Raw genomic sequence first — 22,586 nt, forward strand, 5'->3', positions numbered from 1 at the left:
GTCCGGCGCCGTCACCGGTGCCGGGCGCGGTGCAGCAGGTACGCGGTGACCAGGCCACCGGCCAGCACGGCCGCCGCGCCGGCCGTCTGCCCGGTCTCCAGCGCCACCCGGAACGCGTCCCGGACCAGGACGCGCTCGCCGTCGGTGCCGGCCGCGGCCAGCGCGGCCGGGAACGAGCCGGCCCCGGCCAGCGCGGCGGGCAGCAGGGCGGCGAACCGCGCGTTGAGCACCGCGCCGAGCACGGCCACGCCCAGGCTGCCGCCCACCTCGGTCATGGTGCCGTCGACACCCGCCCCGGCGCCGGCCCGCTCCGGTGGCAGCGCACTCACCACCGCCTCGACGATCGCCGGGTTGGCCAGCGCGCAGCCGGCGCCCATCAGCAGCAGGCCGCCGAGCAGCACCGGATAGCCGTCGCCCGGGGTGTACGTGACGGCCAGCAGACCGACGGCGAGCAGCGCCATCCCGACGGCGACCGCGGCCGGCCGCCCCATCCGGCGGATCAGCGCGGCGGCCACCCCGGTGAGGTTGAGCACCACGATGGAGAGCGCGAACGGCGCCATCCGCAGCCCGGCCTCCCACGCCGGGTAGCCGCGGACGAACTGCAGGTGCTGGGTGAGCAGGAACAGCGCGCCGGTCGCGCCGAAGGTGATCAGCACGACCCCGGAGACCGCGCCGGTGAAGCGGGGATCGCGGAACAGCCCCATGTCCAGCATCGGGTCGACGACCCGGTGTTCCCAGGCGACGAAGAGGCCGAGCAGCAGCAGGCCGGCCACGGCCGCGGCGAGCACCGCCGGAGCGGCCCAGCCCTTCTCCGGCCCGGCGGTGATGGCCCAGACCACGCCGGTGAGCCCGGCCGTGGAGAGCAGCACGCCCAGCACGTCGAGGCGGCCGGCGACGGCCTTGCGGGACTCCGGCACGAGCAGCCGGACGGCCACCAGGCAGACCAGCACCACCGGCACGTTCACCAGGAAGATGGCCTGCCAGGGCAGGTGGGCGAGGATCGTCCCGCCGACCGGCGGCCCGACGGCGAAGCCCAGCGCGCTGGTCGCCGCCCAGACCCCGATGGCCCGCTGCCGCGCGGGTCCCTCGAAGACTTGCACGGCCACCGCGAGGGTCGCGGTGACCAGCAGCGCGCCGCCGACGCCCATCCCGGCCCGGGCCGCGATGAGCTGGCCGGTCGTGGTGGCCAGCCCGGCGGCCAGCGACCCGGCCCCGAACAGCACCAGCCCGGCCAGCAGCATCCGCCGCCGGCCGTACCGGTCGGCCGCGCTGCCCGCGCTGATCAGCAGGCCGGACAGGACCAGGGCGTACGCGTTGATGATCCACTGGATGTCGCTGGTGCTGGCGCCCAGCTCGGTGGTGAGCACCGGCACCGCCACGGTGAGCACGGTGTTGTCCAGCACCACCGTCACCTGGGCCAGGCAGAGCACGGCCAGGATCCACCAGCGGTGCCGGAGCACCGCCGGCCCGACCGGGGCGGCCGGCGCCGCGAGGGCACTCACGGCCGCGGGGCGTACGGGGCGAGGGGGTTGGCCAGCGTCCCGACGAACTGGAGCGCCGCCGAGGGGTCCGCCAGGTCGACCATCTGCTGGTTGTTGCGCAGTTGCAGCCGGTTCAGACAGGACAGCGCGAACTCCGGGGCGAACAGGTCGTGCCGGTCGGCCAGGTGCGGCACGGACTCCGTGTACGCCCGGACGCACTCGGCCACGGTCCGCCAGAAGCCCTCCTCGTCGAGGATCCCCTCGGTGGCCAGGATGGCGTTGAGGTGGCGCAGGAACGAGTCGAACACGTCGGTGAAGACGCAGAGCACCTTCTCGTCCTCGGGCACCGCGGCCCGGATCCGGCTCACCGCCTCGGGCAGGTCGGCCGCCGGGTCCATCACCACGATCTCCTCGGCGATGTCCTTGAAGACCACCCGCTCGACCACGTCGTCGTGGAGCACCAGGATGACGTTCTCGCCGTGTGGCATGAACGCCAGGTCGTACGCGTGCAGCGCGTGCAGCACCGGCACGAGGTAGGCGTCCAGGTAGCGGCGCAGCCAGTCCGCGGGCGCCAGCCCGGAGCCGGCGATCAGCGCACCGGCGAACGAGCGGCCGGCCCGGTCGACGTGCAGCAGCGACGCCATGGTGGCCAGGCGCCGGCCGGGCTCCAGCCCGGGCACCGGGCTCTCCCGCCAGAGCGCGGCGAGCATCTTCCGGTACGGCGAGTACCGGTCGGTGGCCGCCTCGAACTGCCGGTGCCGGTAGCCGATCGCGGCCCGCTCCCGGATGATCGACAGCCCGGTCCGCGCGAACACCGGGTCGGCGGCGATCAGGCCGGCCAGCCAGTCGTTGATGGCCGGGGTGTGCTCCATGTAGGCGGCGGACAGCCCGCGCATGAAGCCCATGTTGAGCACCGAGAGCGCGGTCTTCACGTAGTGCCGGTTCGGGTCGGTGACGTTGAAGAAGGTGCGCACCGACTGCTGCGCCAGGTGCTCGTCCGGCCCCTCACCCAGCGGCACCAGGTGGCGCCGGGCCACCTCGCCGGCGAAGGTGACGGCCAGCTTGTTCCACCACTGCCACGGGTGCACCGGCAGCAGCAGGTAGTCGGCCGGGTCGAGGCCGAGCCCGGTGAGGGTACGGGCGAAGCCCGCGAGGGTCTCCTCGCCGAGTTCGGCCCGGACGTGGGTGTCGTAGTCCAGGTCGGCGGCGCAGGTGAAGGTGGTGTGGTCGCGGTGGGCGGCGAGCCAGAGCAGGCGGACCGGCCGGCCGGCCTCCGGGGCGTACCGGTGGTGGTCGTGCACGCCCCAGCCGATCCGGCCGCTGTTGGCCACGAAGCACGGGTGTCCCTCGGTCATCGCGGTCTCGATCCGCTGGAAGTCCGTTCCGACCAGCTCGGCCGCCGTCAGCTCGGGCCGGGCCAGCTTGTAGGCGAGCCCGGCCAGGGTGGAGGTGATCTCCTCGAGGTAGACGGGCAGGACGGCGTCGGTGAGGCCGAGCGCGCCGCGCAGTTCCAGGCAGAGGTCGACCGCGTCGAGCGGGGCCTCCCGCCCGTCGACGTGCCGGGTCAGGCCGGCGGGGTCGATCCACCAGTGGTTCAGGGCGAGCCGCCGGGCCGCGAAGCGGTACTCGGCGCTGCCGTCGTCGCTGCGTACCCGGTAGTGGCCGCCGCCCTGGGGCTCGGGGGTGACGAGCCGTTCGTGGGCGAACTCGGCCAGGGCCTTGCGGACCAGGTGGCGGTTGGCGGCGGCCCACAGTTCGGGGGTGAGGTGGTCGACGGCGGCGGAGGGGGTGGTCACGCGGGTACCTCTCAACGGGTGGCGGCCAGGAACTGGGCGCGGGTGCAGACGCTCAGCAGGGCGGTCTTCTCGGGCTTGGCGATCGGGCCGACGACGGTGAAGCCGACGGCCGCGTTCAACGCGTGCACGGCGGTGTTGCGCACGTCGGGTTCGACCACCACCCGGCGGGTGGCCGGGTCGGCGAAGAGCCAGTCCAGCACCGTGGTGAGCACGGCGAGGGTGAAGCCGTGCACCGGCGCCTCGGCGGGCGCGCAGAGGAAGTGCATCCCCACGTCGCCCTCGACCGGGTCGTAGAGGCCGACCAGCTCGACCTCGGCGGGGTCGTAGCGCTCGGCGAGGAACGCCGGCCGGCCCCGCCAGAACCCGAGGTACGCGTCGTGGTGCGGGTGCGCGGCGATTCGCCGGTACTCCTCGGCCACCCGGGCGACGTCGGCGTCCTGCATCATCCAGAACACCGCCTTGGGGTGGGTGACCCAGCCGTGCAGCAGCACGGCGTCGGCGTCCGGGTCGAGCGGGCGGAGGCTGAACTCGCCGAGGCGCGGATCGTGCCGGCGGTGGGCGGGCGCGGTCACGGGGCCATCGTCCGGTCGCGACAGCGGGGTCACGGGGCCACCCCGGCCGGTGCGCCGAACTCCTGGAACGCGATGCTCTTCTCGATCGGGTAGTGCTCGCGGCCGGTCAGCTCCCGGATGATCCAGGAGTTGCGGTAGGGGCCCATACCCAGGTCGGGTGAGGTGACGCTGTGCGTGTGGGTGCCGGCGTTCTGCAGGAAGATGCCCCGTCCGGTGTGGTCGATGCTGTAGTTGCGCGCCACGTCGAAGCGGCCGTGGCCGTCCCAGCGGATCCGGTCCCGGATCGGGTCGAGGAAGGCGGGCACCCGGTAGCGGTAGCCGGTGGCGAGGACCAGCCCCTCGGTCTCCAGGGTGAAGTCGCGCCCCTGCTCGACGTGGTGCAGTCCCAGCGTGTACGTCCCGCGCTGCGGGTCGTGGGCGGCGTCGGTCAGCTCGGTGTTGGTGAGCAGCCGGGTGGGCACCGGGCCGCCGACGCTCTTCACGTAGAGCAGGTCGAAGATCGCGTTGATGAGCTCGGCGTCGATGCCCTTGAACAGGCTCTTCTGTTCGGTCTCCAGCCGGTAGCGGGTCGGCTCGGGCAGGGCGTGGAAGTAGTCCACGTAGTCCGGAGAGGTCATCTCCAGGGTGAGCTTGGTGTATTCGAGCGGGAAGAAGCGCGGTGAGCGGGTGACCCAGTTCAGCTGGTAGCCGTGGGTGTCGATGTCGGCGAGCAGGTCGTGGTAGATCTCGGCGGCGCTCTGCCCGCTGCCGACCACGGTGATGCTCCGCTTGCCGCGCAGCGCCGTCCGGTGCTCCCGGTACCGCGAGTTGTGGATCACGTCGCCGCCCAGCCGCGCGCACGCGGGCGGCACGTGCGGCGGGGTGCCGGTGCCGAGCACCAGCCGCCGCGCCCGGTGACTGACCTCGCGGCCGTCCACCCGGGCGTGCACCACGTACCGGTCGTCGGTCGGGTCGTACTCGATGGCGGTGACCTCGTGGCCGAACCGGACGCCGGGCAGCTTCGCGGCGGCCCACCGGCAGTACGCGTCGAACTCGCTGCGCAGTGGGAAGAAGTTCTCCCGGATGTAGAACGGGTAGAGCCGGCCGGTCTCCTTCAGATAGCTGAGGAAGGAGAACGGCGAGGTCGGGTCGGCGAGCGTGACGAGGTCGGCGAGGAACGGGGTCTGCAGGTGGGCGCTCTCCAGCAGCATGCCGGGATGCCAATCGACGTCGTCGCGGGCCTCCAGGAAGAGGCCGTCGAGGTCGGCGATCGGGGCGGTCAGGCAGGCCAGGCCGAGGTTGTACGGGCCCAGCCCGACGGCGATGAAGTCGTGGGTCGACATGGGTTCTCCAGGGCGGGGCCGGTCAGCCGACCGGGCAGGACAGCTCGTCGGCGGTGCGGGTGCGGGCGTACCAGCCGGCGTGTTCGGCGATCAGGTCGAGCACCGCGGCGACGTCCTCCCCGGTGGTCTCGGGGTTGAGCACTGTGAACTTGAGGTGGTGGGCGCCGTCGACGCGGGTGCCCGCGACGAGCGCGGCGCCGGAGGCGGCGAGCGCCTCGCGGGCGTACAGGTTGGCGTCGTCGACGAGGTCGGCGGCCAGTCCGGCGGGCCGCCAGCGGAACACCAGGGTGCTCAGCGTCGGCCGGGTCACCACCTCGAAGCGCGGGTCGGCGTCGAGCAGGCGCCACGCCTCGTCGGCCCGGTCCACCACCTCGTCGAAGAGCGCGCCGACCGCGTCGGCGCCCATGATCCGCAGGGTGAGCCAGAGCTTGAGCGCGTCGAAGCGGCGGGTGGTCTGGAGGCTCTTGTCGACCTGGTTGGGGATGCGCTGCTCGACGGCGCGCGCCGGGTTGAGGTAGTCGGCGTGCCAGGTGGCGTGCCGCAGCGTCCGGCGGTCGCGCACCAGCACGGCGCTGGAGCTGACCGGCTGGAAGAAGGACTTGTGGTAGTCGACGGTCACCGAGTCGGCCCGCTCGATGCCGTCGAGCAGGTGCCGGCGGGTCGGCGACACCAGCAGCCCGCAGCCGTACGCGGCGTCGACGTGCAGCCACACGCCGGCCGCCGCGCAGATGTCGGCGACCTGCGGCAGCGGGTCGATGCTGCCGAAGTCGGTGGTGCCGGCGGTGGCCACGACGGCCATGACCAGCAGCCCGTCGGCCCGGCAGCGGGCGATCTCCCGGGCCAGCGCGTCGGGGCGCATCCGCCGCTGCGCGTCGGTGTCCACGGTGCGGACCGCGTCCGGGCCGAGGCCGAGCAGCCGGGCCGCCTTCTGCACGCTGAAGTGGCCGGCGGCGGAGGTGAGCACCCGCAGCCGGGACAGCGCCTCCGGTCCGGGCCGCAGCCCGGCCCGCGCCCGCGTCTCCTCACGGGCCAGCAGCAGCGCCTGGAGGTTGGAGTGGGTGCCGCCGCTGGTGAACACCCCGTCGGCGGCGGGCCCGAGGCCGATCCGCTCGGCCGTCCAGTCGACGAGGCGGCGCTCGATGAGGGTGCCGCCGGCGCTCTGGTCCCAGGTGTCCAGCGAGGAGTTGACCGCGCTGAGCACCGCCTCGCCGAGCAGCGCCGGGATCACCACCGGGCAGTTCAGGTGCGCCAGGTACCGGGGGTGGTGGAAGAACACGGCGTCGCGCAGGTAGACGTCGTGCAGTTCGTCGAGGGCCGCGCCGGTGTCGCCGAGCGGCCGGTCGAGGTCGACGGCCGCGACGCGGGGAGCCAGGTCGTCCGGGCCGACCCCGGTGAACGGCCGGTCGGCGCTCGCCACCCGGCGGGCCACCCGCTCGATCCCCTCGGCCAGCACGTCGCGGTAGCGGTCCAGCGAGCGGGCGGTGAACAGGTGGTCCCGGGCGGCGGCCGGGCCGGCGCCGGCCGAGGGGGCCGGAACGGTTGCTCCGGGCAGGCTCATGGGCAGTCCTCAGTGGTCGGAAGCGGACACGACGGCGACGGCGCGACGGCGCCTCGCGATCCCGCGCGGTCCGGGATGATCGCGAAGTTAGGTTACCCTAACCTAACTCGCGGGGGTCAAGAGGTCGGGTGCCGACACGCCGGCGCGGGTCGCGTCGGCCGGCCCCGGCCCGGCCGGGAAGCGTCGCTGGTGGACCACGCCGGCCACGACGGCGAGGCCGACCAGCACGACGCAGCCGAGGGCGACCGCCGGGTACCCCAGCCGGTCGGCCGCCGCCAGGCCGGCCGAGGCGGCCACGAACGAGCAGATCAGCCCGAACGAGGAGAGCACCGTGAAGTCGGTGCCGCCGGTCCCCGGCCGGGAGTAGTCCATGTTGACCGTGTAGAGCACCACGTTGGCCACCGTGTACGCCGCCAGGAACAGGCCGAGCGCGACCACCGTCCCGGCCAGCGGCGCGCGCCCGGTGAGCAGCGGCAGCAGCAGCAGCGTGGACCCCACCAGGGCGGCGCCGGCCACCACCAGCACGCGGGCGCGGCCGTACCGGCCGATGCCGAGCCCGGCCAGCAGGCCGGCCGCGATCGCCGGCACGCTGGTCACCACGCCGGTGACCACGCCGATCCGCGCGAGCGACCAGCCGGCGTCGACCAGCGCCGGGCTGACCAGCGCGTAGGCCGCGCCGGCCCCGACGTAGAGCAGGGGCACCACGCCGAAGGTCCACCACCGGCAGCCCGGCTGGGCGAACACGGACAGCAGCGCCCGGTAGGCGTGCGCCGTGGAGGGCACCCGGTCGGTCCTGGGCGGCTCGCGGAACCGCCACACCACCAGCAGGCCGACCGCGGTCAGGCCGGCCAGCAGCAGGATCGCCGGTCGCCAGCCGTACCGGTCGTAGACCACCACGCAGGCGCCGCCGCCGAGCAGGTTGCCCAGGTAGCTCGCGGCGACCTGGATGCCGTTGCCGGTGCCGCGGGCGCCGGCCGGGAGCAGCCGCACGGCCACGGCGTCCACGGCGATGTCCTGGGTGGCGGAGAGCAGCACGTACGCGAGGCAGACCGCGACGACCGGGCCGAGCTGGTCGGCGGGGCGGTCGAAGGGCAGCAGCGCGGCCAGCGCCAGCACCAGCCCGGTCTGGAGCACCAGCAGCCAGGAGCGGTAGTGCCCGCGGTGGCGCGAGCCGTACCGGTCGAGGATCGGGGCCCAGAGGAACTTGACCGGCCACACGAGACCGACGATCTGGAGCAGCGCGAGGGTCTCCAGGGAGGTGCCGCCGTCGCGCAGGATCGCGGTGAGCCCGACGGTGATGAAGCCCACCCCGAGGTACTGGGTGACGTAGAGCGTGGTCAGGGTGCCCAGGCGGCCGGTCACCGGGCGCTCCAGTAGCCGAGCGAGGTCACCTGGTGCTTCCCGACGCCGAGGGTGCGGCGCAGATGCCGGGTGATGTCCCGGGTGCTGGCCGCCTCGGCGGCCACCCAGTAGTGCGCGTCGCCGGCGGCCGGCAGCGCGTCCCGGACGGTCTTCACGAGGCCCTCGCCGTCGGCGCCGCGCGGGATCCAGGTGACGTCGTGGTGCTCGCGGGCGCGCGGGGCCAGCGCCCGCTCGCCGTCGTGGGCGTACTCCAGCCAGACCGTGGCCGGCACGTCGGCGGCGGCGTCGAGCAGGCTGTTCACCGCCGGCAGCGAGGCGGCGTCGCCGACCAGGTAGAGGTGGCGCGGGGCCGGCTCGGGCAGGGCGAAGGCGCTGCCCTGGACGGTGGCCTCGACGGTGTCACCGGCGGCCGCGGTCTCCGCCCAGCGGGCGGCGCACCCGTCGTGGAGGGCGAACTCCAGGTGGAACCGGCCGGTGGCCGGGTCGGGGTCGACCAGGGTGTACGCCCGCTGGTGCGGCTTGCCGTCGTTGTCGAACCACAGGCGGATCCACATGGTGGGGTGCACGCCGCAGGCGTCCAGCAGGTCGCCGCCGTCCATCAGCAGCCGCCGGTACCGGTCGCCGACCGGCTCGGTGTCGAGCACGGTGAGCCGGAAGTTCCGCCCGCCCATGGCGCGCAGCACGAGCGCTTCCCAGTTCCGCTTCACGGGACCCCTCCAGGTAAGGTCTGGCTTAGTTAGGGGAGGGTAACCTAAGTTGATGTTCATGATGTGGCCGGCCGGTGACGTGTCCGCGACGGCCGGCCGGTGACCGGCATCCGGCGTGACGCCTGGGGCGTGCCGCAGCTGTGGGGGGACACCGTCGAGGAGCTGGCCCGGCTCCAGGGCCGCGCGGCCGCGCTCGACCGGGCCTGGCAGATCGAGGTCGAGCGGTGGCGTGCCGAGGGGCGGCTGGCCGAACACCTCGGCCCCGCCGAACTGGGCTGGGACCGGTTCGCCCGGCGGGCCCGCCTCGCCGACACCGCCGCCCGCTGCTTCCGGCGGCTCTCCCCCGCAACCCGCCGCTGGGTCACCGCGTACGTCGACGGGGTGAACGCCGGACTCGCCGAGGGCGCGACCGGCGCCCCCGAGTTCGCGGCGACCGGCTGCGCCCCCGGCCGGTGGCGGCCGTGGTCCCCGCTCGGCGTCTTCCTGGTCCAGCACATCCTCTTCGGCACCTTCCCCAACAAGCTCTGGCGGGCCCACGTGGAGGCCACCCTCGGCCCGGCGGCGACCGGCCTGTTCGCGGTCGAGGGACCGGGCGGGTCGGGCAGCAACGCCTGGGTGGTGCCCGGCGACCCGGCCGCCGGCCGGGGGCCGGTGCTGGCCGGCGACCCGCACCGGGTGCTGGAACTGCCCGGGATCTACCAGCAGGTCCGGCTGGCCTGCCCCGAGTTCGACGTGCTCGGGTTCGCCTTCCCCGGCGTGCCGGGGCTGCCGCACTTCGGCCACGCCGGCGAGGTGGCCTGGGCGGTCACCAACGCGATGGCCGACTACCAGGACGTCTACCGCGAGCGGTTGCGCCGCGACGGCGGGCGGGTGCTGGTCCGGGACGCCGAGGGCTGGCTGCCGGCCCGCCACCACGTCGAGCGCATCCGCGTCCGCGGCGGCGCCCCCGAGCGGGTCGAGGTGATCGAGACCCCGCGCGGCCCGGTGGTCGACCACGACCGGCACACCGGCGAGGCGCTCAGCCTGCGGACCCCCGCCCGGGTCGAGGCGGACCTCGGCTTCGACGCGCTGCTGCCGCTGCTGCGGGCGCGGACCGTGGACGACGTGACCGAGGCGCTGCGCGGCTGGGTCGAGCCGGTCAACAGCGTGCTGGTGGCCGACCGGCACGGCGGTGTCCGGCAGCTCGTCGCCGGGCTGGTGCCGCTGCGCGACGACCGCTGCCGGTGGGTGCCGGTGCCCGGCTGGGAACCCCGCTACCGGTGGTCCGGCCGGTACGCCGAGGCCAAGCCGGTCGAGGTGGCCGGCGTGGCGGTCTGCGCCAACGACCGGCGCGACGACGTGGCCGACCTCGGGGTCGACTTCGCGCCCCCGCACCGCGCCGCGCGGATCCGGGACCTGCTCGCCGCGGACGTGCCCTCCGACGCCGTGCACGTCGACACCCGGCTGGCCGCCGGCCCGCTGCGGGCGGCGCTCGACCGGCTCGACCCGGCGGCCCTCGACCCGGCCGCGCGGACGCTGCGGGACCGGCTGCGCGCCTGGGACGGCCGGATGGCCGCCGACAGCACCGACGCCGGCGCCTGGGCGGCCTGGCGGACCGCGCTGGTCCGCCGGCTGCACGACCATCCGCGGCTGCGCCCGCTGCGCACGCCGGCCCGGTACGACGCGCTGTTCGCGCCGTGGACCGACCCCCTCGCCCGGCTCGGGCACGCCCTCGACGGCCTGGTCGCCGGGGCGGACCGGCTCGGGGTGGACGTCGGCGGGATCGCCGCGGCGGCGCTGGCCGAGGTGGCGGCCGCCAACCCGGCCCCGGCGTGGGGCGCGCGGCACCGCCTGCACCCCGTGCACCTCGGCGCGGCCCCCGAGGTCGACGCCGCCGTGGCGGCGATGCGCGAGCGGGTGACCCTCGGCGGCGACACCGACTGCGTGCTCGCCACCTCCAGCGTCCCCGGGGTCTCCGACGCGTGCTGGCGCGGCCCGGTGGCCCGCTACGTCTGGGACCTCACCGACCGTTCGCGCAGCCGCTGGGTGGTGCCGTTCGGCGCCTCCGGCCGCGCCGGCGACCCGCACTTCGACGACCAACTGCCGCGCTGGGCGGCCGGCGAGCTGATCCCGGTGCCCGACGCGGACCTCACGCGAGAAGGAGACCCGTCATGACGTACCAGGAGAAGCTGCCCGGCCTCGGCGAGCTGCGGCTCGTCCCGGTCGAGCCGGCGACCGACGCGGCGCTGCTGCACGGCTGGGTGACCCAGCCCTGGGCCCGGTTCTGGGGCATGGGCGAGCACACCGAGGGGGAGGTGCGGGAGGTCTACACGTTCCTCGACGGGCTGACCACGCACCACGCGTACCTGATCGCCCTGGACGGGACGCCGGTCGGCCTCTTCCAGACCTACCAGCCCGAGGCCGACCCGGTCGGTGAGCGCTACCCGGTCCGCGCCGGCGACATCGGGATGCACCTGCTGCTCGTGCCCGGCCGGCAGCTCCCCGGCCTCACCTCGGCGGTCGGGCCGGCCCTGGCTCGCTTCCTCTTCACCGACCCGACGCGGAAGCGCATCGTCGTCGAACCGGACGTGCGCAACGAGCGCGCGCTGCGCCGGCTGGAGCGGGAGGGCTTCACCTTCGACGCCGAGATCGACATGCCGGACAAGCGGGCCCAGCTCGCCTTCCTCACCCGGGACCGGTTCGAGGCCGACCACCCGCTCCCGGCCTGAGGACGACAGCGCCCGCCCGGCACGGTGCCGGGCGGGCGCGGACGGTCGCCGGTGGCTCAGGCGGCCAGGTACTTCTCCAGGTCGTCCAGGATCTTGTTGGCGGCGCCGACACCGATGCCGGTCATCCAGACCTCGTCGGAGACCACGTGCGCCTTGCCCGCCTTCACCGCGGACAGGCCCTGCCAGAGGCTGCCGGCCGTGACCTTCGTCTGCTCGGCGGCGGCCTTCTCGCCGTACGCGGTCACGAAGACCACGTCGCCGTCGACCTCGTTGACCCGCTCGGGGCTGACCAGGTCGAAGCGCTTGTCCTCCTTGCCCTCCAGCAGCTGCCGCGCGGGGCGGCCCAGGCCGGTGTCGCCGACCACGATGCCGGAGAACGAGTCCGGGCCGTAGACCCGGATGTTGCCCGGGATGAAGCGCACGATGGAGACCTTCCGCGACGGGGCGTCGCCGAGCTTCGCGCCGAACTCCCTGGCCCGCTTCTCGTACGCGGCGAGCTGGTCCTTGGCCTGCTGCTCCCTGCCGAGGGCCTTGCCGTCGAGGAGGAAGTTCTCCTTCCAGGTGATGCCCACCTTCTCGGTGAACACCGTCGGGGCGATGGCGGACAGCTCGTCGTAGAACTTCTCCTGGCGGAACTTGCTGCCGAGGATCAGGTCCGGCTTGAGCGCGTTGATCGCCTCCAGGTCGGGCTCGGTGAGCACCCCGACCTCCTTGATGCCGGCCAGCTTGTCCGCGCCGAAGTAGGTGGGCCAGCTCTTCGCCTCGCCGGCGGTGGCCGCGCCGACCGGGGTGACGCCCAGCGAGAGCGCGGTGTCGATCTTGTCGGTGTCGAGCACCACGACGCGCTTCGGCTCGGCGGGCACCTTGGTGGTGCCCATGGCGTGGGTGATCTCCCGGGTCTCCCCGGCGCTGGTGCCGGAGACGGGATCGCTCTCCCCGCAGGCGGTGAGGCCCACGCCGAGGGCGAGGGCCGCGGTGAGAGCGACGGCGAGACGACGCATCAAAGGTCCTTTCATGACGGGTACGGGCCGGCGCGCGGTCACGCGTCGCCGGCGGAGGCGCCGGCCGGGGCCGGCGTGGCGGCCGGAGCGGCCGAGGTGTGCGTCAGGGCCGGCACCACGAGCGGGGCGCCGGTGACCGGGCAGGGCACGACCACGCAGTCGAGCCCGAAGACGTCGCGGACCAGGTCGGCCGTGAGGATCTCGCGCGGCGGCCCGGCGGCGACGACCGCGCCGGCCCGCATGGCGACCAGGTGGTCGGCGTAGCGGGCGGCCTGGTTGAGGTCGTGCAGCACGGCGACCACGGTCCGGCCCCGCTCGGCGCGCAGCCGGTGCAGCAGGTCCAGCACCTCCACCTGGTGGGCCAGGTCGAGGAAGGTGGTCGGTTCGTCCAGCAGCAGCGCGTCGGTGTCCTGGGCCAGGGTCATGGCGATCCAGACCCGCTGCCGCTGGCCCCCGGAGAGGGTGTCCACCGGCCGGTCGGCCAGCTCGGCGACATCGGCCATGGCCATGGCCTCGTCGACGGCCCGGCCGTCCTCCGCGGACCACTGCCGCCACCACCGCTGGTAGGGCTGCCGGCCGCGGCCGACCAGGTCGGCGACGGTGATCCCCTCGGGCACCAGCGGGCTCTGCGGCAGCACGCCGAGCCGCCGGGCCACCTCGCGGGTGGGCACGTCGCGGATCGCCGTGCCGTCGAGCAGCACCGCGCCGCGGCGCGGGGTGAGCAGCCGGGCCATGGTGCGCAGCAGGGTGGACTTGCCGCAGGCGTTCGGCCCGACGATCACCGTGAAGGCGTCGGCGGGCAGGTCGAGGTCCAGCCCGTCGAGCACGGTCCGGGACTCGTAGCCGACGACCAGGTCGCGGGTGGACAGCAGCGCGGTCACGACCGCCTCCCTCGGGTCCGCAGCAGCAGGAAGATCAGGTACGGGCCGCCGATCGCCGCGGTGAGCACGCCGGCCGGAAGCTGGGTCGGAGCGAACAGCCGACGGCCCGCCAGGTCGGCCAGCACCAGCAGCAGCGCGCCGAGCAGGGCGGAGCAGAGCAGCGGCGGTCGCTCCGCCCGCACCAGCCGCCGGGCCACCTGCGGGGCGACAAGCGCCACGAAGTCCACCGCGCCCACCTGGGCCGTGACGGTGGCGGCGGCCAGCACGCCGGTGGCGGCCAGCCCGATCCGGCGGGCCACCGGGCGCAGCCCGATCCCCCGGGCGGTGTCGTCGTCCAGCGCGGTGCTGCGCAGGGCCCACCCCGCCCAGAGCAGGACGGGCAGCAGCGCGGCGAGCGTGCCGGCGATCCAGGCCGCCTCGGTCCAGCCCTTGCCGGCCAGCGTGCCGATCAGCCAGAGCTGGGCGCGCAGCCCGTCGATCGGGTCGGCCGAGAGCATCACCACCTCGGTCAGCGCGCGGAGCGCGAACGCCACCGCCACGCCGGCCAGCACGAAGCGCTGCGCGGCCAGACCGTGCCGCGCGCCGAGGGCGAACACCAGGACGGCCGCCACCAGGCCGCCGACCAGCGCGGCCGGCGCCACCAGGACGGCCGCGGCGCCACCGGTCAGGGCCGCCGTGGCGGCCAGGCCGGCACCCTGGGTCACCCCGATGACGTCGGGGCTGGCCAGGGGGTTGCGGGCCACGCTCTGGATCAGGGTGCCGGCCACGCCGAACGCGGCCCCGGCCAGCGCCGCGAGCACCGCGCGGGGCAGCCGCAGGTCGAGCACCACGAGGTCGTACGGGGTGCCGGCGCCGGAGAGCGCGCGCAGCACGTCGGCCGGGGCCACGTACGGGGTGCCGAGCGAGAGGCTGAGCACCACGGCGGCGGCGAGCAGCAGGACGAGCGTGCCGGCGACCAGCACCGGCCGGCGGCGCACCGGGACGGCCACCGGACCGACCCGCAGCAGCGACCGCCCCGCCAGGGCGCCGGACGTACGCAGCGCTTCTGTCGGTGGCGACTGCGGGGCGCGCAGACCCGGCGCACTCCGCGCGCTCACGCCGTCACGACCTTGGCGCGGCGGACCAGGAAGGCGAGCAGCGGCGCGCCGACCAGCGCCGTGATGATCCCGGCCGGGACCTCGCCGGGCGGGGCGACCAGCCGGCCGACCACGTCGGCCCCCAGCACCAGGGTCGGCCCGAGCAGCGCGGCGACCAGCAGGGTCCACCGGTGGTCGGCGCCGACCAGGGCCCGGGCCAGGTGCGGCACGGCCAGCCCGACGAAGGCGATCGGCCCGGCGGCGGCCACCGCGGCGCCGGTGAGCAGCACCCCGCCGCCACCGGCGGCGAGGCGGACCAGGGCGATCCGGTGGCCGAGGCCGCGGGCGACGTCGTCGCCGAGGGCCAGCGCGTCCAGCCCGCGGGCGGCCAGCGCCGCGAGGACCGTGCCGGCCAGGACGAACGGGAGCACCTGCCCGGCGACGCCGACGTCCCGGCCGGTGAGGCCGCCGACCACCCAGAACCGGTACTCCTCGAAGGTGCGGGCGTCGATGCTGAGCAGCGCGTACACGACGGCGCCGAGACCGGCGTCGAGCGCCGCGCCGACCAGCGCGAGGGTGACCGGGCTGGCGCCCTCACGGGTGCGGTTGGCCACGGCGAAGACCAGCAGCCCGGCGAGCAGCGCGCCGGCGATGCCGAACCAGACGTACCCGGTGAGCGTGCTCACACCGAACACGGCGATGGCCAGCACCACCCCGAACGACGCACCCGCGCTGACGCCGAGGATGCGCGGCTCGGCCAGGGGGTTGCGGGTGACGGCCTGGAAGAGCACCCCGGCCAGGGCCAGGGCGACCCCGACGACCAGCCCCAGGGCGGTCCGCGGCAGCCGCAGCTCGCGGACCACGGTGGTGGCGTCGCCGCCGTCCGGGGCGACCAGGGCGTGCCACACCTGGTCGACGGGGAGGTGGCGGCTGCCGAGCGCCAGGCTGGCCAGCAGCGCGGCGACGAGCAGGAGGGCCGCCGCCACGGTGACCGCGAGGCGGCGGGGCGTGCCGCGGCGGGTGGGGGCGTCGGCCCGGGCGGACCGGACGGCGACGGTGGTCACAGGGGGTGCTCGCCTCTCGGATTAGGTACGCCTTACCTTAACCGAGCTGGTTAGGCAGGCCTAACTCGCTGTCGTCGATGCGCGGTTGCGCCTCCACCGGGGGGAGGCGGCAGGGTGGGCGGCATGGACGGTGTGACGCGCTATTCGATCGGCGACCTGGCCCGGCGGACCGGGTTGCCGGTGAAGACCATCCGCTTCTGGTCCGACCGCGGGATCGTGCCGCCGACCGACCGTGGCCCGACCGGTCACCGCCGCTACGGCGGGGACGCCCTGGCCCGCCTGGAACTGGTCCGGACCCTGCGTGAGCTGGGCGTGGACCTGCCGACGGTGCGCCGGGTGGTGGAGCGGGAGGTCGGGCTGGCCGAGGTCGCCGCGGCGCACGCCGACGCCCTGGCCACCCAGATCCGGGTGCTGCGGCTGCGCCGCGCGGTGCTCACCGTGGTCGCCCGGCGCGGGTCCACCGCCGCCCGGGCGGAACTCCTGCACCGGCTGGCCGGGCTGGCCGCGGCGGAACGGCGGCGGCTGATCGACGAGTTCCTCGACGCCGCCTTCGCCGGCCTGGACGAACCGGGGTTCGCGGGGATCCGCCGCTCGCTCACCCCCGAACTGCCCGACGACCCCACCGACGAGCAGGTCGAGGCGTGGGTGGAACTGGCCGAGCTGGCCCTGGACCCGGGCTTCCGGGCCGGCCTGCGGCGGCTGGCGGAGCAGCACGCGGCCGACCGGGCCGGCGCGCCGGGGGTCCGCCGGGACGCGGTGGCCGTGGTCCGGGAGCAGGTCACCCCGGCGCTGGCCGCCGGCGTCGACCCGGTCTCGCCCGGAGCCGACCCGGTCGTCGCCGCGGCCGCGAGCCGGTACGCGCGGCTGTGCGGCCGACCGGACGACGCCGACCTGCGGCGGCGGCTGCTGGACCGGCTGGAGGCGGCCGCCGACCCGCGCCGGGAGCGGTACCTGCGCCTGCTCTCGCTGGTCAACGGGTGGCCGCCGGTGGAGAGCCTGACCCCGGTGCTCGACTGGTCGATCCGGGCGCTGCGGGCCCGGCAGCCCCTACCCTGAGGGCATGCGATTCGACCAGCACACCGTGGTGCTCCTGGTCCGGCCGGACGACGCGCCCGACCTGCCCCAGGACGCGCTCGACCGGCTCCAGGACGCGCACCTGGCACACCAGGCCGGGCTCGTGGAGCAGGGGGCCGTGCTCGCGGCCGGCCCCTTCCTCGGTGGTGACGACGAGCGGATCCGCGGGATCGCCGTGCTCTCGGTCGACCCGCAGATGGCCCGCGACCTCTACGCCAACGACCCGGCCGTCCGCGCCGGGCGGCTGGAGGCGCAGGTGCTGAGCTGGATGGTGCCGGAGGGCAACGTCCGCTTCGAGCAGGTGCCGGTGCCCCGCTCGATGCTGGAGGCGGCGGCCGGCGACTGACCGCCCGCCGCCGCGCCCTCACTCGGCGCCCATCACCAGCCCCTCGATGGTGTGCTTCTGGCGGATCGGCACGAGGGTGTCGACCACGGGGCAGCGCAGGTGCGCCCGGACCGCTTCCGGCAGGCCCGCCCAGTAGTCCCGGGTGACCGCCATGTCGTGGTGCGCGGCGTTGCCGGCGCCCGGCGCGTCGACGCCGAGCACCAGCACGGGCCGGGCCAGCCGGCTGACGTTCGGGGTGCCCCGATGGATGGTCAGCGCGGAGCGCGCCGAGATGTCGCCGCGCCTCGGGTACTTGCGGACCGCGCGGGCCTCGTAGCGGGGGTACCGGTCCTTCGGCGGGAACATCTCGTGGTCGAAGTCGCGGCCGTCGTCCCACTGGGTGCCCGGGGCGATCTCGAACGGCCCCATCTCCTCCACGGTGTCCACGGTGGTCAGGTTGAAGGCCAGCGAGGTGAGCCGGCGTCGCAGGCGGGTCTCCTCGGGCATCGGGAAGTCCCGGTGCCACGGCTGCGTCTTCGCGCCGGGGAACGGGATGTCGAACCCCAGCTCGACGATCTCGTAGTCGGGGCCGAGCACCGCGCGGCACACCGACACCACCCACGGGTGGGTGACCAGGTCGACGAAGCCGCGCAGCTGCTCCGGGTGGATCTCGACGTACCAGCGCTCCGGGCCCCGGCCGACCGCGCCGTCGGGGCGGGCCCGGGCCTCCCGGAACGCGGCGTCGATGTCCTCGTCGACCCGCGCGACCCAGTCGACGCCGAAGGCGCCACGGCAGGCGGTGATGCCGTCGCGGTAGAGGTCACCGAGGGCCTCGACAGGGGTCTCGTCCTCGATCAGCTGCGATGTCATCGGGCCTCCTCGTGACGGGGACGACCCGAGTATTACAACGTTGTAGAACCCTCGCAAGACCGGGCGACGGCGCTCGTGCGAGCGGGCTCAGTCCTCGGCGGCCTGGCGGCTGCCCGGCACCACCGGCATCGGCCACACCCCGGTGCGCGGCGGCCCGACCGGCACCTCCACCTGGTGGTCCGACCAGACGTACGTCTCGGGCAGCAGGTCGGTCACCGGGACCGCCCGCAGCGCGTCCGGCGGGCCGACGATCACCCGGATCGACGGGAAGTAGTCGAGAAGCACCTGCCGGCACCGGCCGCACGGCGGGATGACGCCCCGGCCCCGGTCCCCTACCGCGACGATGGTCTCCAGGTCCCCCGCGCCCTGCGTGGCGGCGGCCCCGATGGCCACCACCTCGGCGCACGGGCCGCCGGTGAAGTGGTAGACGTTGACGCCGCTGAAGACCCGGCCGTCGGTGGTCCGCGCGGCGGCGGCGACGGTGTGGTTGTCGCTGCGGCAGCGCAGCTTGGCGACGGCCATCGCGGCCTGCACCAGCGCCCGGTCGGTGTCCCGCATGATCATCCCGTCCCGTCGTCGACCTCGCCTCGGCGGAAACTCTAGCCCGGCCACCCGCTCCCACCTGGGAGGGCGCGCGGACGGCCGCGGTCGCCGGTAACCCGGGGGCGCTCCGCCGCACGCCTGCCTATCCTTGGCGACGTCATGCAGAATCCAGCCGCACCCGCCGTACCCGAGACCGCCCGCGACCTGCACCGCCGCCTCCCCGCCCTGATGTTCCGCGACCAGCGCCGGCTCCAGCGGCGGCTCGACGGGGTACGGAAGCTGCGGGACCCGCAGCGGCGGGAGTCGGCGCTGGCCGAGATCGCGGCCGACGTGGCCCGGGCCGAGGCCCAGCTGGCCGCCCGGCGGGCCGCCGTGCCCACGATCACCTATCCGGCGCAGCTGCCGGTCAGCGAGCGCAAGGACGACATCGCCGCCGCCATCCGCGACCACCAGGTGGTGATCGTGGCCGGCGAGACGGGCTCCGGCAAGACCACCCAGCTGCCCAAGATCTGCCTGGAGCTGGGCCGCGGCGTCACCGGGCTGATCGGCCACACCCAGCCCCGCCGGCTCGCCGCGCGGACGGTGGCGGACCGGATCGCCGAGGAGCTCGGCACCGAGCTGGGCGACGTGGTCGGCTACAAGGTGCGCTTCACCGACCAGGTCGGCGACAACAGCCTGGTCAAGCTGATGACCGACGGCATCCTGCTGGCCGAGCTGCAGACCGACCGGATGCTGCGCCAGTACGACACGTTGATCATCGACGAGGCGCACGAGCGCAGCCTCAACATCGACTTCATCCTCGGCTACCTCCGGCAGCTGCTGCCCCGCCGCCCCGACCTCAAGGTGGTCATCACCTCGGCGACCATCGAGACCGACCGGTTCGCGAAGCACTTCGCCGACGCCGAGGGCAACCCCGCGCCGGTCGTCGAGGTGTCCGGCCGGACCTATCCGGTGGAGGTGCGCTACCGCCCGCTGGTCGAGGTCGTCGAGGGCGAGGAGGAGGACGACGGGGACGAGGAGAACGTCCGGGACCAGATCCAGGCCATCGGCGACGCGGTCGAGGAACTGGCCGCCGAGGGGCCCGGCGACATCCTGGTCTTCCTCAGCGGCGAGCGGGAGATCCGGGACACCGCCGACGCGCTCGGCAAGCTGGTGCAGAAGAAGCGCTCGCTGCTCGGCACCGAGATCCTCCCCCTCTACGCCCGGCTCTCCACGGCCGAGCAGCACCGGGTCTTCGCCCCGCACGCCGGGCGCCGGGTGGTGCTCGCCACCAACGTCGCGGAGACCTCGCTGACCGTTCCCGGCATCAAGTACGTGGTGGACCCCGGTACGGCCCGGATCTCCCGCTACTCCAGCCGGCTCAAGGTGCAGCGGCTGCCCATCGAGCCGGTGTCCCAGGCCTCGGCCAACCAGCGCAAGGGGCGCTGCGGGCGCACCTCGGACGGCATCTGCATCCGCCTCTACGACGAGTCGGACTTCGCCTCCCGGCCCGAGTTCACCGACCCGGAGATCCTGCGCACCAACCTGGCCTCGGTCATCCTCCAGATGACCTCGATCGGGCTGGGCGACATCGCCGCCTTCCCGTTCATCGACCCGCCGGACCGGCGCAACGTCACCGACGGCGTGAACCTGCTGCACGAGCTGGGCGCGCTGGACCCGGCCGAGACGGACCCGGCGAAGCGGCTCACCCCGCTGGGCCGGCGGCTGGCCCAACTCCCGGTCGACCCGCGGCTGGCCCGGATGGTCCTCGAGGGCGAACGCAACGGCTGCGCCACCGAGGTCGTCGTGATCGCGGCGGCGCTGTCCATCCAGGACCCGCGCGAGCGGCCCGCCGACAAGCAGGCCCAGGCCGACCAGGCGCACGCCCGGTTCGCCGACAAGGAGTCGGACTTCGTCGCGTACCTGAACCTGTGGCGCTACCTGCGCGAGCAGCAGCGGGCCCTGTCCTCCAGCGCGTTCCGGCGGATGTGCAAGGCGGAATACCTGAACTACCTGCGGGTGCGCGAATGGCAGGACATCGTCAGCCAGCTGCGCCAGGTGCTGCGTACCTCGGACAAGGGTGACGGCCGGCGCGGGGCCGGCGCGGACCTGCCCGAGGAGATCGACACCCCGAAGGTGCACCAGTCCCTGCTGCCCGGCCTGCTCTCCCACCTCGGGCTCAAGGACGCGCAGAAGCACGAGTACCTCGGGGCGCGCGGGGCGAAGTTCGCGATCTTCCCCGGCTCGGCGCTGTTCCGGAAGCCGCCGCGCTGGGTGATGGCCGCCGAGCTGGTCGAGACCTCCCGGCTCTGGGGCCGGGTGGCCGGCCGGGTCGAGCCGGAGTGGGTCGAGCCGCTCGCCCAGCACCTCGTGAAGCGCAGCTACAGCGAGCCGCACTGGGAGAAGAAGCAGGCCGCCGTGATGGCCTACGAGAAGGTCACCCTCTACGGCATCCCGCTGGTCACCTCCCGCAAGGTCAATTTCGGCCGGATCGACCCGGTGCTGAGCCGGGAGCTGTTCCTCCGGCACGCCCTCGTGGAGGGCGACTGGCAGACCCACCACCAGTTCTGGGCGGACAACCAGCGGCTGCTGGCCGAGGTGGAGGAGCTGGAGAACCGGGCCCGCCGGCGGGACATCCTGGTCGACGACGAGACCATCTACCACTTCTACGACCAGCGGATCCCCGCCGACGTGGTGTCCGGCCGGCACTTCGACGCCTGGTGGAAGAAGGCCCGCCGGGAGCAGCCGGACCTGCTCACGTTCACCCGCGAGCTGCTGGTCAACTCCGGGCGGGGCGGGGTGGACGAGACCGACTACCCGGACGAGTGGCGGGCCGACGGCGTCGCCCTGCCGCTGACCTACACCTTCGACCCGGGCACCCCCACCGACGGCGTCACCGTGGACATCCCGCTGCCGCTGCTCAACCAGGTGCCGGCGGAGAGCTTCGACTGGCAGGTGCCCGGCCTGCGCGAGGAACTGGTGATCGCGCTGATCCGGTCGCTGCCCAAGGCGATCCGGCGCAACTTCGTCCCGGTGCCCGACTACGCCCGCGCGGCCCTCGCGGCGATCACGCCCGGCGAGGAGCCGCTGCTCGCCGCGCTCACCCGGCAGCTGCGCCGGATGACCGGGGTGACCGTCCCGGCGGACGCCTGGGACCCGGGCCGGCTGCCGCCGCACCTGCGGGTCACCTTCCGGGTGCTCGGCGAGGACGACAAGCCGGTCGCCGAGGGCAAGGACCTGCCGGCCCTGCAACGCGAGCTGCGCCAGGAGGTACGCCAGGTCGTCGCCGCCGCCGCGCCGGACGTGGCCCGCACCGGCCTGACGGAGTGGTCCGTCGGCACCCTGCCGCGCACCATCGAGCAGGTCCGCGCGGGCTACGCGGTGACCGCGTACCCGGCCCTGGTCGACGAGGGCACGACCGTCGGGGTGAAGGTGTTCGACTCCCCCGCCGAGCAGGAGGCCGCGCACTGGGCCGGCACCCGGCGGCTGCTCCGGCTGACCGTGCCCTCCCCGGCGAAGTTCCTCCAGGGGCGGCTCAGCAACGAGGCCAAGCTGGCGCTGTCCCGCAACCCGCACGGCGGGGTGCCGGCGCTGATCGAGGACGCGGCCGGCGCGGCCATCGACAAGCTGATGGCGGACGCGGGCGGCCCGGCCTGGGACGCCGAAGGCTTCGCCGCCCTGCGGGAGCGGGTCCGCGCCGACCTGGTCGACACGGTGGTGGAGGTGATGGGCCGGGTCCGGCAGGTGCTGGCCGCCGCGTACGCGGTGGAGCAGCGCCTGGGCGCCACCCGGAACCTGGCCGTCGTGGCCGCGCTGGCCGACATCCGCGCCCAGCTCGGCGGCCTGGTGCACAAGGGCTTCATCACCGAGGCCGGGTACGCCCGCCTGCCCGACCTGCTGCGCTACCTGACGGCAATCGAGCGGCGGCTGGACCGGCTGCCCGGCAACCCGCAGCGGGACAAACAGCAGCAGGACCGGATCGCCGTGGTGCAGAAGGAGTTCCAGGACCTGCTCGCCGCGCTGCCCCCGTCGAAGCGGCAGTCCGCCGCGGTCCGGCAGATCCGCTGGATGATCGAGGAGCTGCGGGTGAACGTCTTCGCCCAGGCGCTCGGCACCCCGTACCCGGTCTCCGAGCAGCGCATCTACCGCGCCATGGACGACGCCGAGGGCCGCTGACCGCTGCGACGGCGGGGCCCGGTGGTGTCCGGACCCCGCCGTGGGTGTGCTCGTGCTCAGATGCCGTAGATGAACTCGTCGTCGGTGCCGC

The 22,586-nt window shown here is 74.7% G+C and carries 18 protein-coding genes; 5 read left to right on the top strand and 13 right to left on the bottom strand.

Annotated elements, in window-relative coordinates; all coding sequences use genetic code 11:
* Positions 1 to 11: 11 nt before the first annotated feature.
* The 7 genes from ACZ6PY_RS25300 to ACZ6PY_RS25330 form a co-directional block, all read right to left on the bottom strand.
* Complete coding sequence (locus tag ACZ6PY_RS25300) at positions 12 to 1,502, bottom strand: MFS transporter (protein ID WP_466075838.1); 1,491 nt, start codon at positions 1,500 to 1,502, stop codon at positions 12 to 14.
* On the bottom strand, positions 1,499 to 3,277 hold the full coding sequence (locus ACZ6PY_RS25305) for an IucA/IucC family protein (protein WP_466075841.1): 1,779 nt from the start codon (positions 3,275 to 3,277) through the stop codon (positions 1,499 to 1,501). The genes ACZ6PY_RS25300 and ACZ6PY_RS25305 overlap by 4 nt, the downstream gene beginning before the upstream one ends.
* Positions 3,278 to 3,288: 11 nt before the next feature.
* Positions 3,289 to 3,849: a GNAT family N-acetyltransferase gene (locus ACZ6PY_RS25310; RefSeq protein WP_466075844.1), complete on the bottom strand. Its 561-nt coding sequence runs from the start codon at positions 3,847 to 3,849 to the stop codon at positions 3,289 to 3,291.
* 29 nt (positions 3,850 to 3,878) lie between these two features.
* Positions 3,879 to 5,171 carry a lysine N(6)-hydroxylase/L-ornithine N(5)-oxygenase family protein gene (locus ACZ6PY_RS25315; RefSeq protein WP_466075847.1) on the bottom strand — a complete coding sequence of 431 codons (1,293 nt, stop codon included), beginning with the start codon at positions 5,169 to 5,171 and terminating at the stop codon, positions 3,879 to 3,881.
* 22 nt (positions 5,172 to 5,193) lie between these two features.
* On the bottom strand, positions 5,194 to 6,729 hold the full coding sequence (locus ACZ6PY_RS25320; RefSeq protein ID WP_466075850.1) for a pyridoxal phosphate-dependent decarboxylase family protein: 1,536 nt from the start codon (positions 6,727 to 6,729) through the stop codon (positions 5,194 to 5,196).
* Between the two features lie 102 nt (positions 6,730 to 6,831).
* Positions 6,832 to 8,091, bottom strand: a complete 1,260-nt coding sequence (locus tag ACZ6PY_RS25325) for an MFS transporter (protein WP_466075853.1) — start codon at positions 8,089 to 8,091, stop codon at positions 6,832 to 6,834.
* Positions 8,088 to 8,798, bottom strand: coding sequence for a siderophore-interacting protein (locus tag ACZ6PY_RS25330; RefSeq protein WP_466075860.1), 711 nt, complete (start codon positions 8,796 to 8,798; stop codon positions 8,088 to 8,090). The genes ACZ6PY_RS25325 and ACZ6PY_RS25330 overlap by 4 nt, the downstream gene beginning before the upstream one ends.
* A gap of 99 nt (positions 8,799 to 8,897) precedes the next feature.
* Here ACZ6PY_RS25330 and ACZ6PY_RS25335 point away from each other — a divergent pair, with 99 nt between their 5' ends.
* Positions 8,898 to 10,952 (top strand): penicillin acylase family protein, encoded by a 2,055-nt coding sequence (locus ACZ6PY_RS25335; protein WP_466075865.1) that lies wholly within the window; start codon positions 8,898 to 8,900, stop codon positions 10,950 to 10,952.
* Entirely contained in the window at positions 10,949 to 11,506 is a 558-nt protein-coding gene (locus ACZ6PY_RS25340) for a GNAT family N-acetyltransferase (protein WP_466075871.1), read from the top strand. The genes ACZ6PY_RS25335 and ACZ6PY_RS25340 overlap by 4 nt, the downstream gene beginning before the upstream one ends.
* Positions 11,507 to 11,562: 56 nt before the next feature.
* Here ACZ6PY_RS25340 and ACZ6PY_RS25345 read toward each other — a convergent pair whose 3' ends face one another.
* From ACZ6PY_RS25345 to ACZ6PY_RS25360, 4 genes are read right to left on the bottom strand one after another with little or no spacing between them, the layout of a single operon-like run.
* The gene (locus ACZ6PY_RS25345; RefSeq protein WP_466075874.1) at positions 11,563 to 12,507 is read right to left on the bottom strand and encodes an ABC transporter substrate-binding protein; all 945 of its coding nucleotides are present in this window, start codon (positions 12,505 to 12,507) and stop codon (positions 11,563 to 11,565) included.
* Between the two features lie 38 nt (positions 12,508 to 12,545).
* Complete coding sequence (locus ACZ6PY_RS25350; protein ID WP_466075877.1) at positions 12,546 to 13,388, bottom strand: ABC transporter ATP-binding protein; 843 nt, start codon at positions 13,386 to 13,388, stop codon at positions 12,546 to 12,548.
* Entirely contained in the window at positions 13,385 to 14,485 is a 1,101-nt protein-coding gene (locus ACZ6PY_RS25355; RefSeq protein ID WP_466075880.1) for a FecCD family ABC transporter permease, read from the bottom strand. The genes ACZ6PY_RS25350 and ACZ6PY_RS25355 overlap by 4 nt, the downstream gene beginning before the upstream one ends.
* A complete protein-coding gene (locus ACZ6PY_RS25360) occupies positions 14,482 to 15,528 on the bottom strand; it encodes a FecCD family ABC transporter permease (RefSeq protein ID WP_466075884.1) in 1,047 nt (348 codons plus the stop codon). Before ACZ6PY_RS25360 ends, ACZ6PY_RS25355 begins: the two co-directional genes overlap by 4 nt.
* 123 nt (positions 15,529 to 15,651) lie before the next feature.
* Between ACZ6PY_RS25360 and ACZ6PY_RS25365 the strand changes: the two genes are divergently transcribed.
* On the top strand, positions 15,652 to 16,584 hold the full coding sequence (locus tag ACZ6PY_RS25365; RefSeq protein WP_466075886.1) for a MerR family transcriptional regulator: 933 nt from the start codon (positions 15,652 to 15,654) through the stop codon (positions 16,582 to 16,584).
* A gap of 4 nt (positions 16,585 to 16,588) precedes the next feature.
* Complete coding sequence (locus tag ACZ6PY_RS25370; RefSeq protein WP_262283686.1) at positions 16,589 to 16,948, top strand: YciI family protein; 360 nt, start codon at positions 16,589 to 16,591, stop codon at positions 16,946 to 16,948.
* A gap of 18 nt (positions 16,949 to 16,966) precedes the next feature.
* Here the strand turns inward: ACZ6PY_RS25370 and ACZ6PY_RS25375 are convergent, their stop codons facing one another.
* Both ACZ6PY_RS25375 and ACZ6PY_RS25380 read right to left on the bottom strand, forming a co-directional pair.
* Positions 16,967 to 17,797, bottom strand: coding sequence for a phytanoyl-CoA dioxygenase family protein (locus tag ACZ6PY_RS25375; protein WP_466075889.1), 831 nt, complete (start codon positions 17,795 to 17,797; stop codon positions 16,967 to 16,969).
* A gap of 87 nt (positions 17,798 to 17,884) precedes the next feature.
* Complete coding sequence (locus tag ACZ6PY_RS25380; RefSeq protein ID WP_244167727.1) at positions 17,885 to 18,355, bottom strand: cytidine deaminase family protein; 471 nt, start codon at positions 18,353 to 18,355, stop codon at positions 17,885 to 17,887.
* A 144-nt stretch (positions 18,356 to 18,499) separates the two neighbouring features.
* On the opposite strand from ACZ6PY_RS25380, the gene hrpA reads away from it, so the two are divergent.
* A complete protein-coding gene (hrpA, locus tag ACZ6PY_RS25385; RefSeq protein WP_466075892.1) occupies positions 18,500 to 22,495 on the top strand; it encodes an ATP-dependent RNA helicase HrpA in 3,996 nt (1,331 codons plus the stop codon).
* The last annotated feature ends 91 nt before the right edge of the window (positions 22,496 to 22,586 follow it).

This window comes from Micromonospora sp. NPDC048907 (assembly GCF_055586885.1).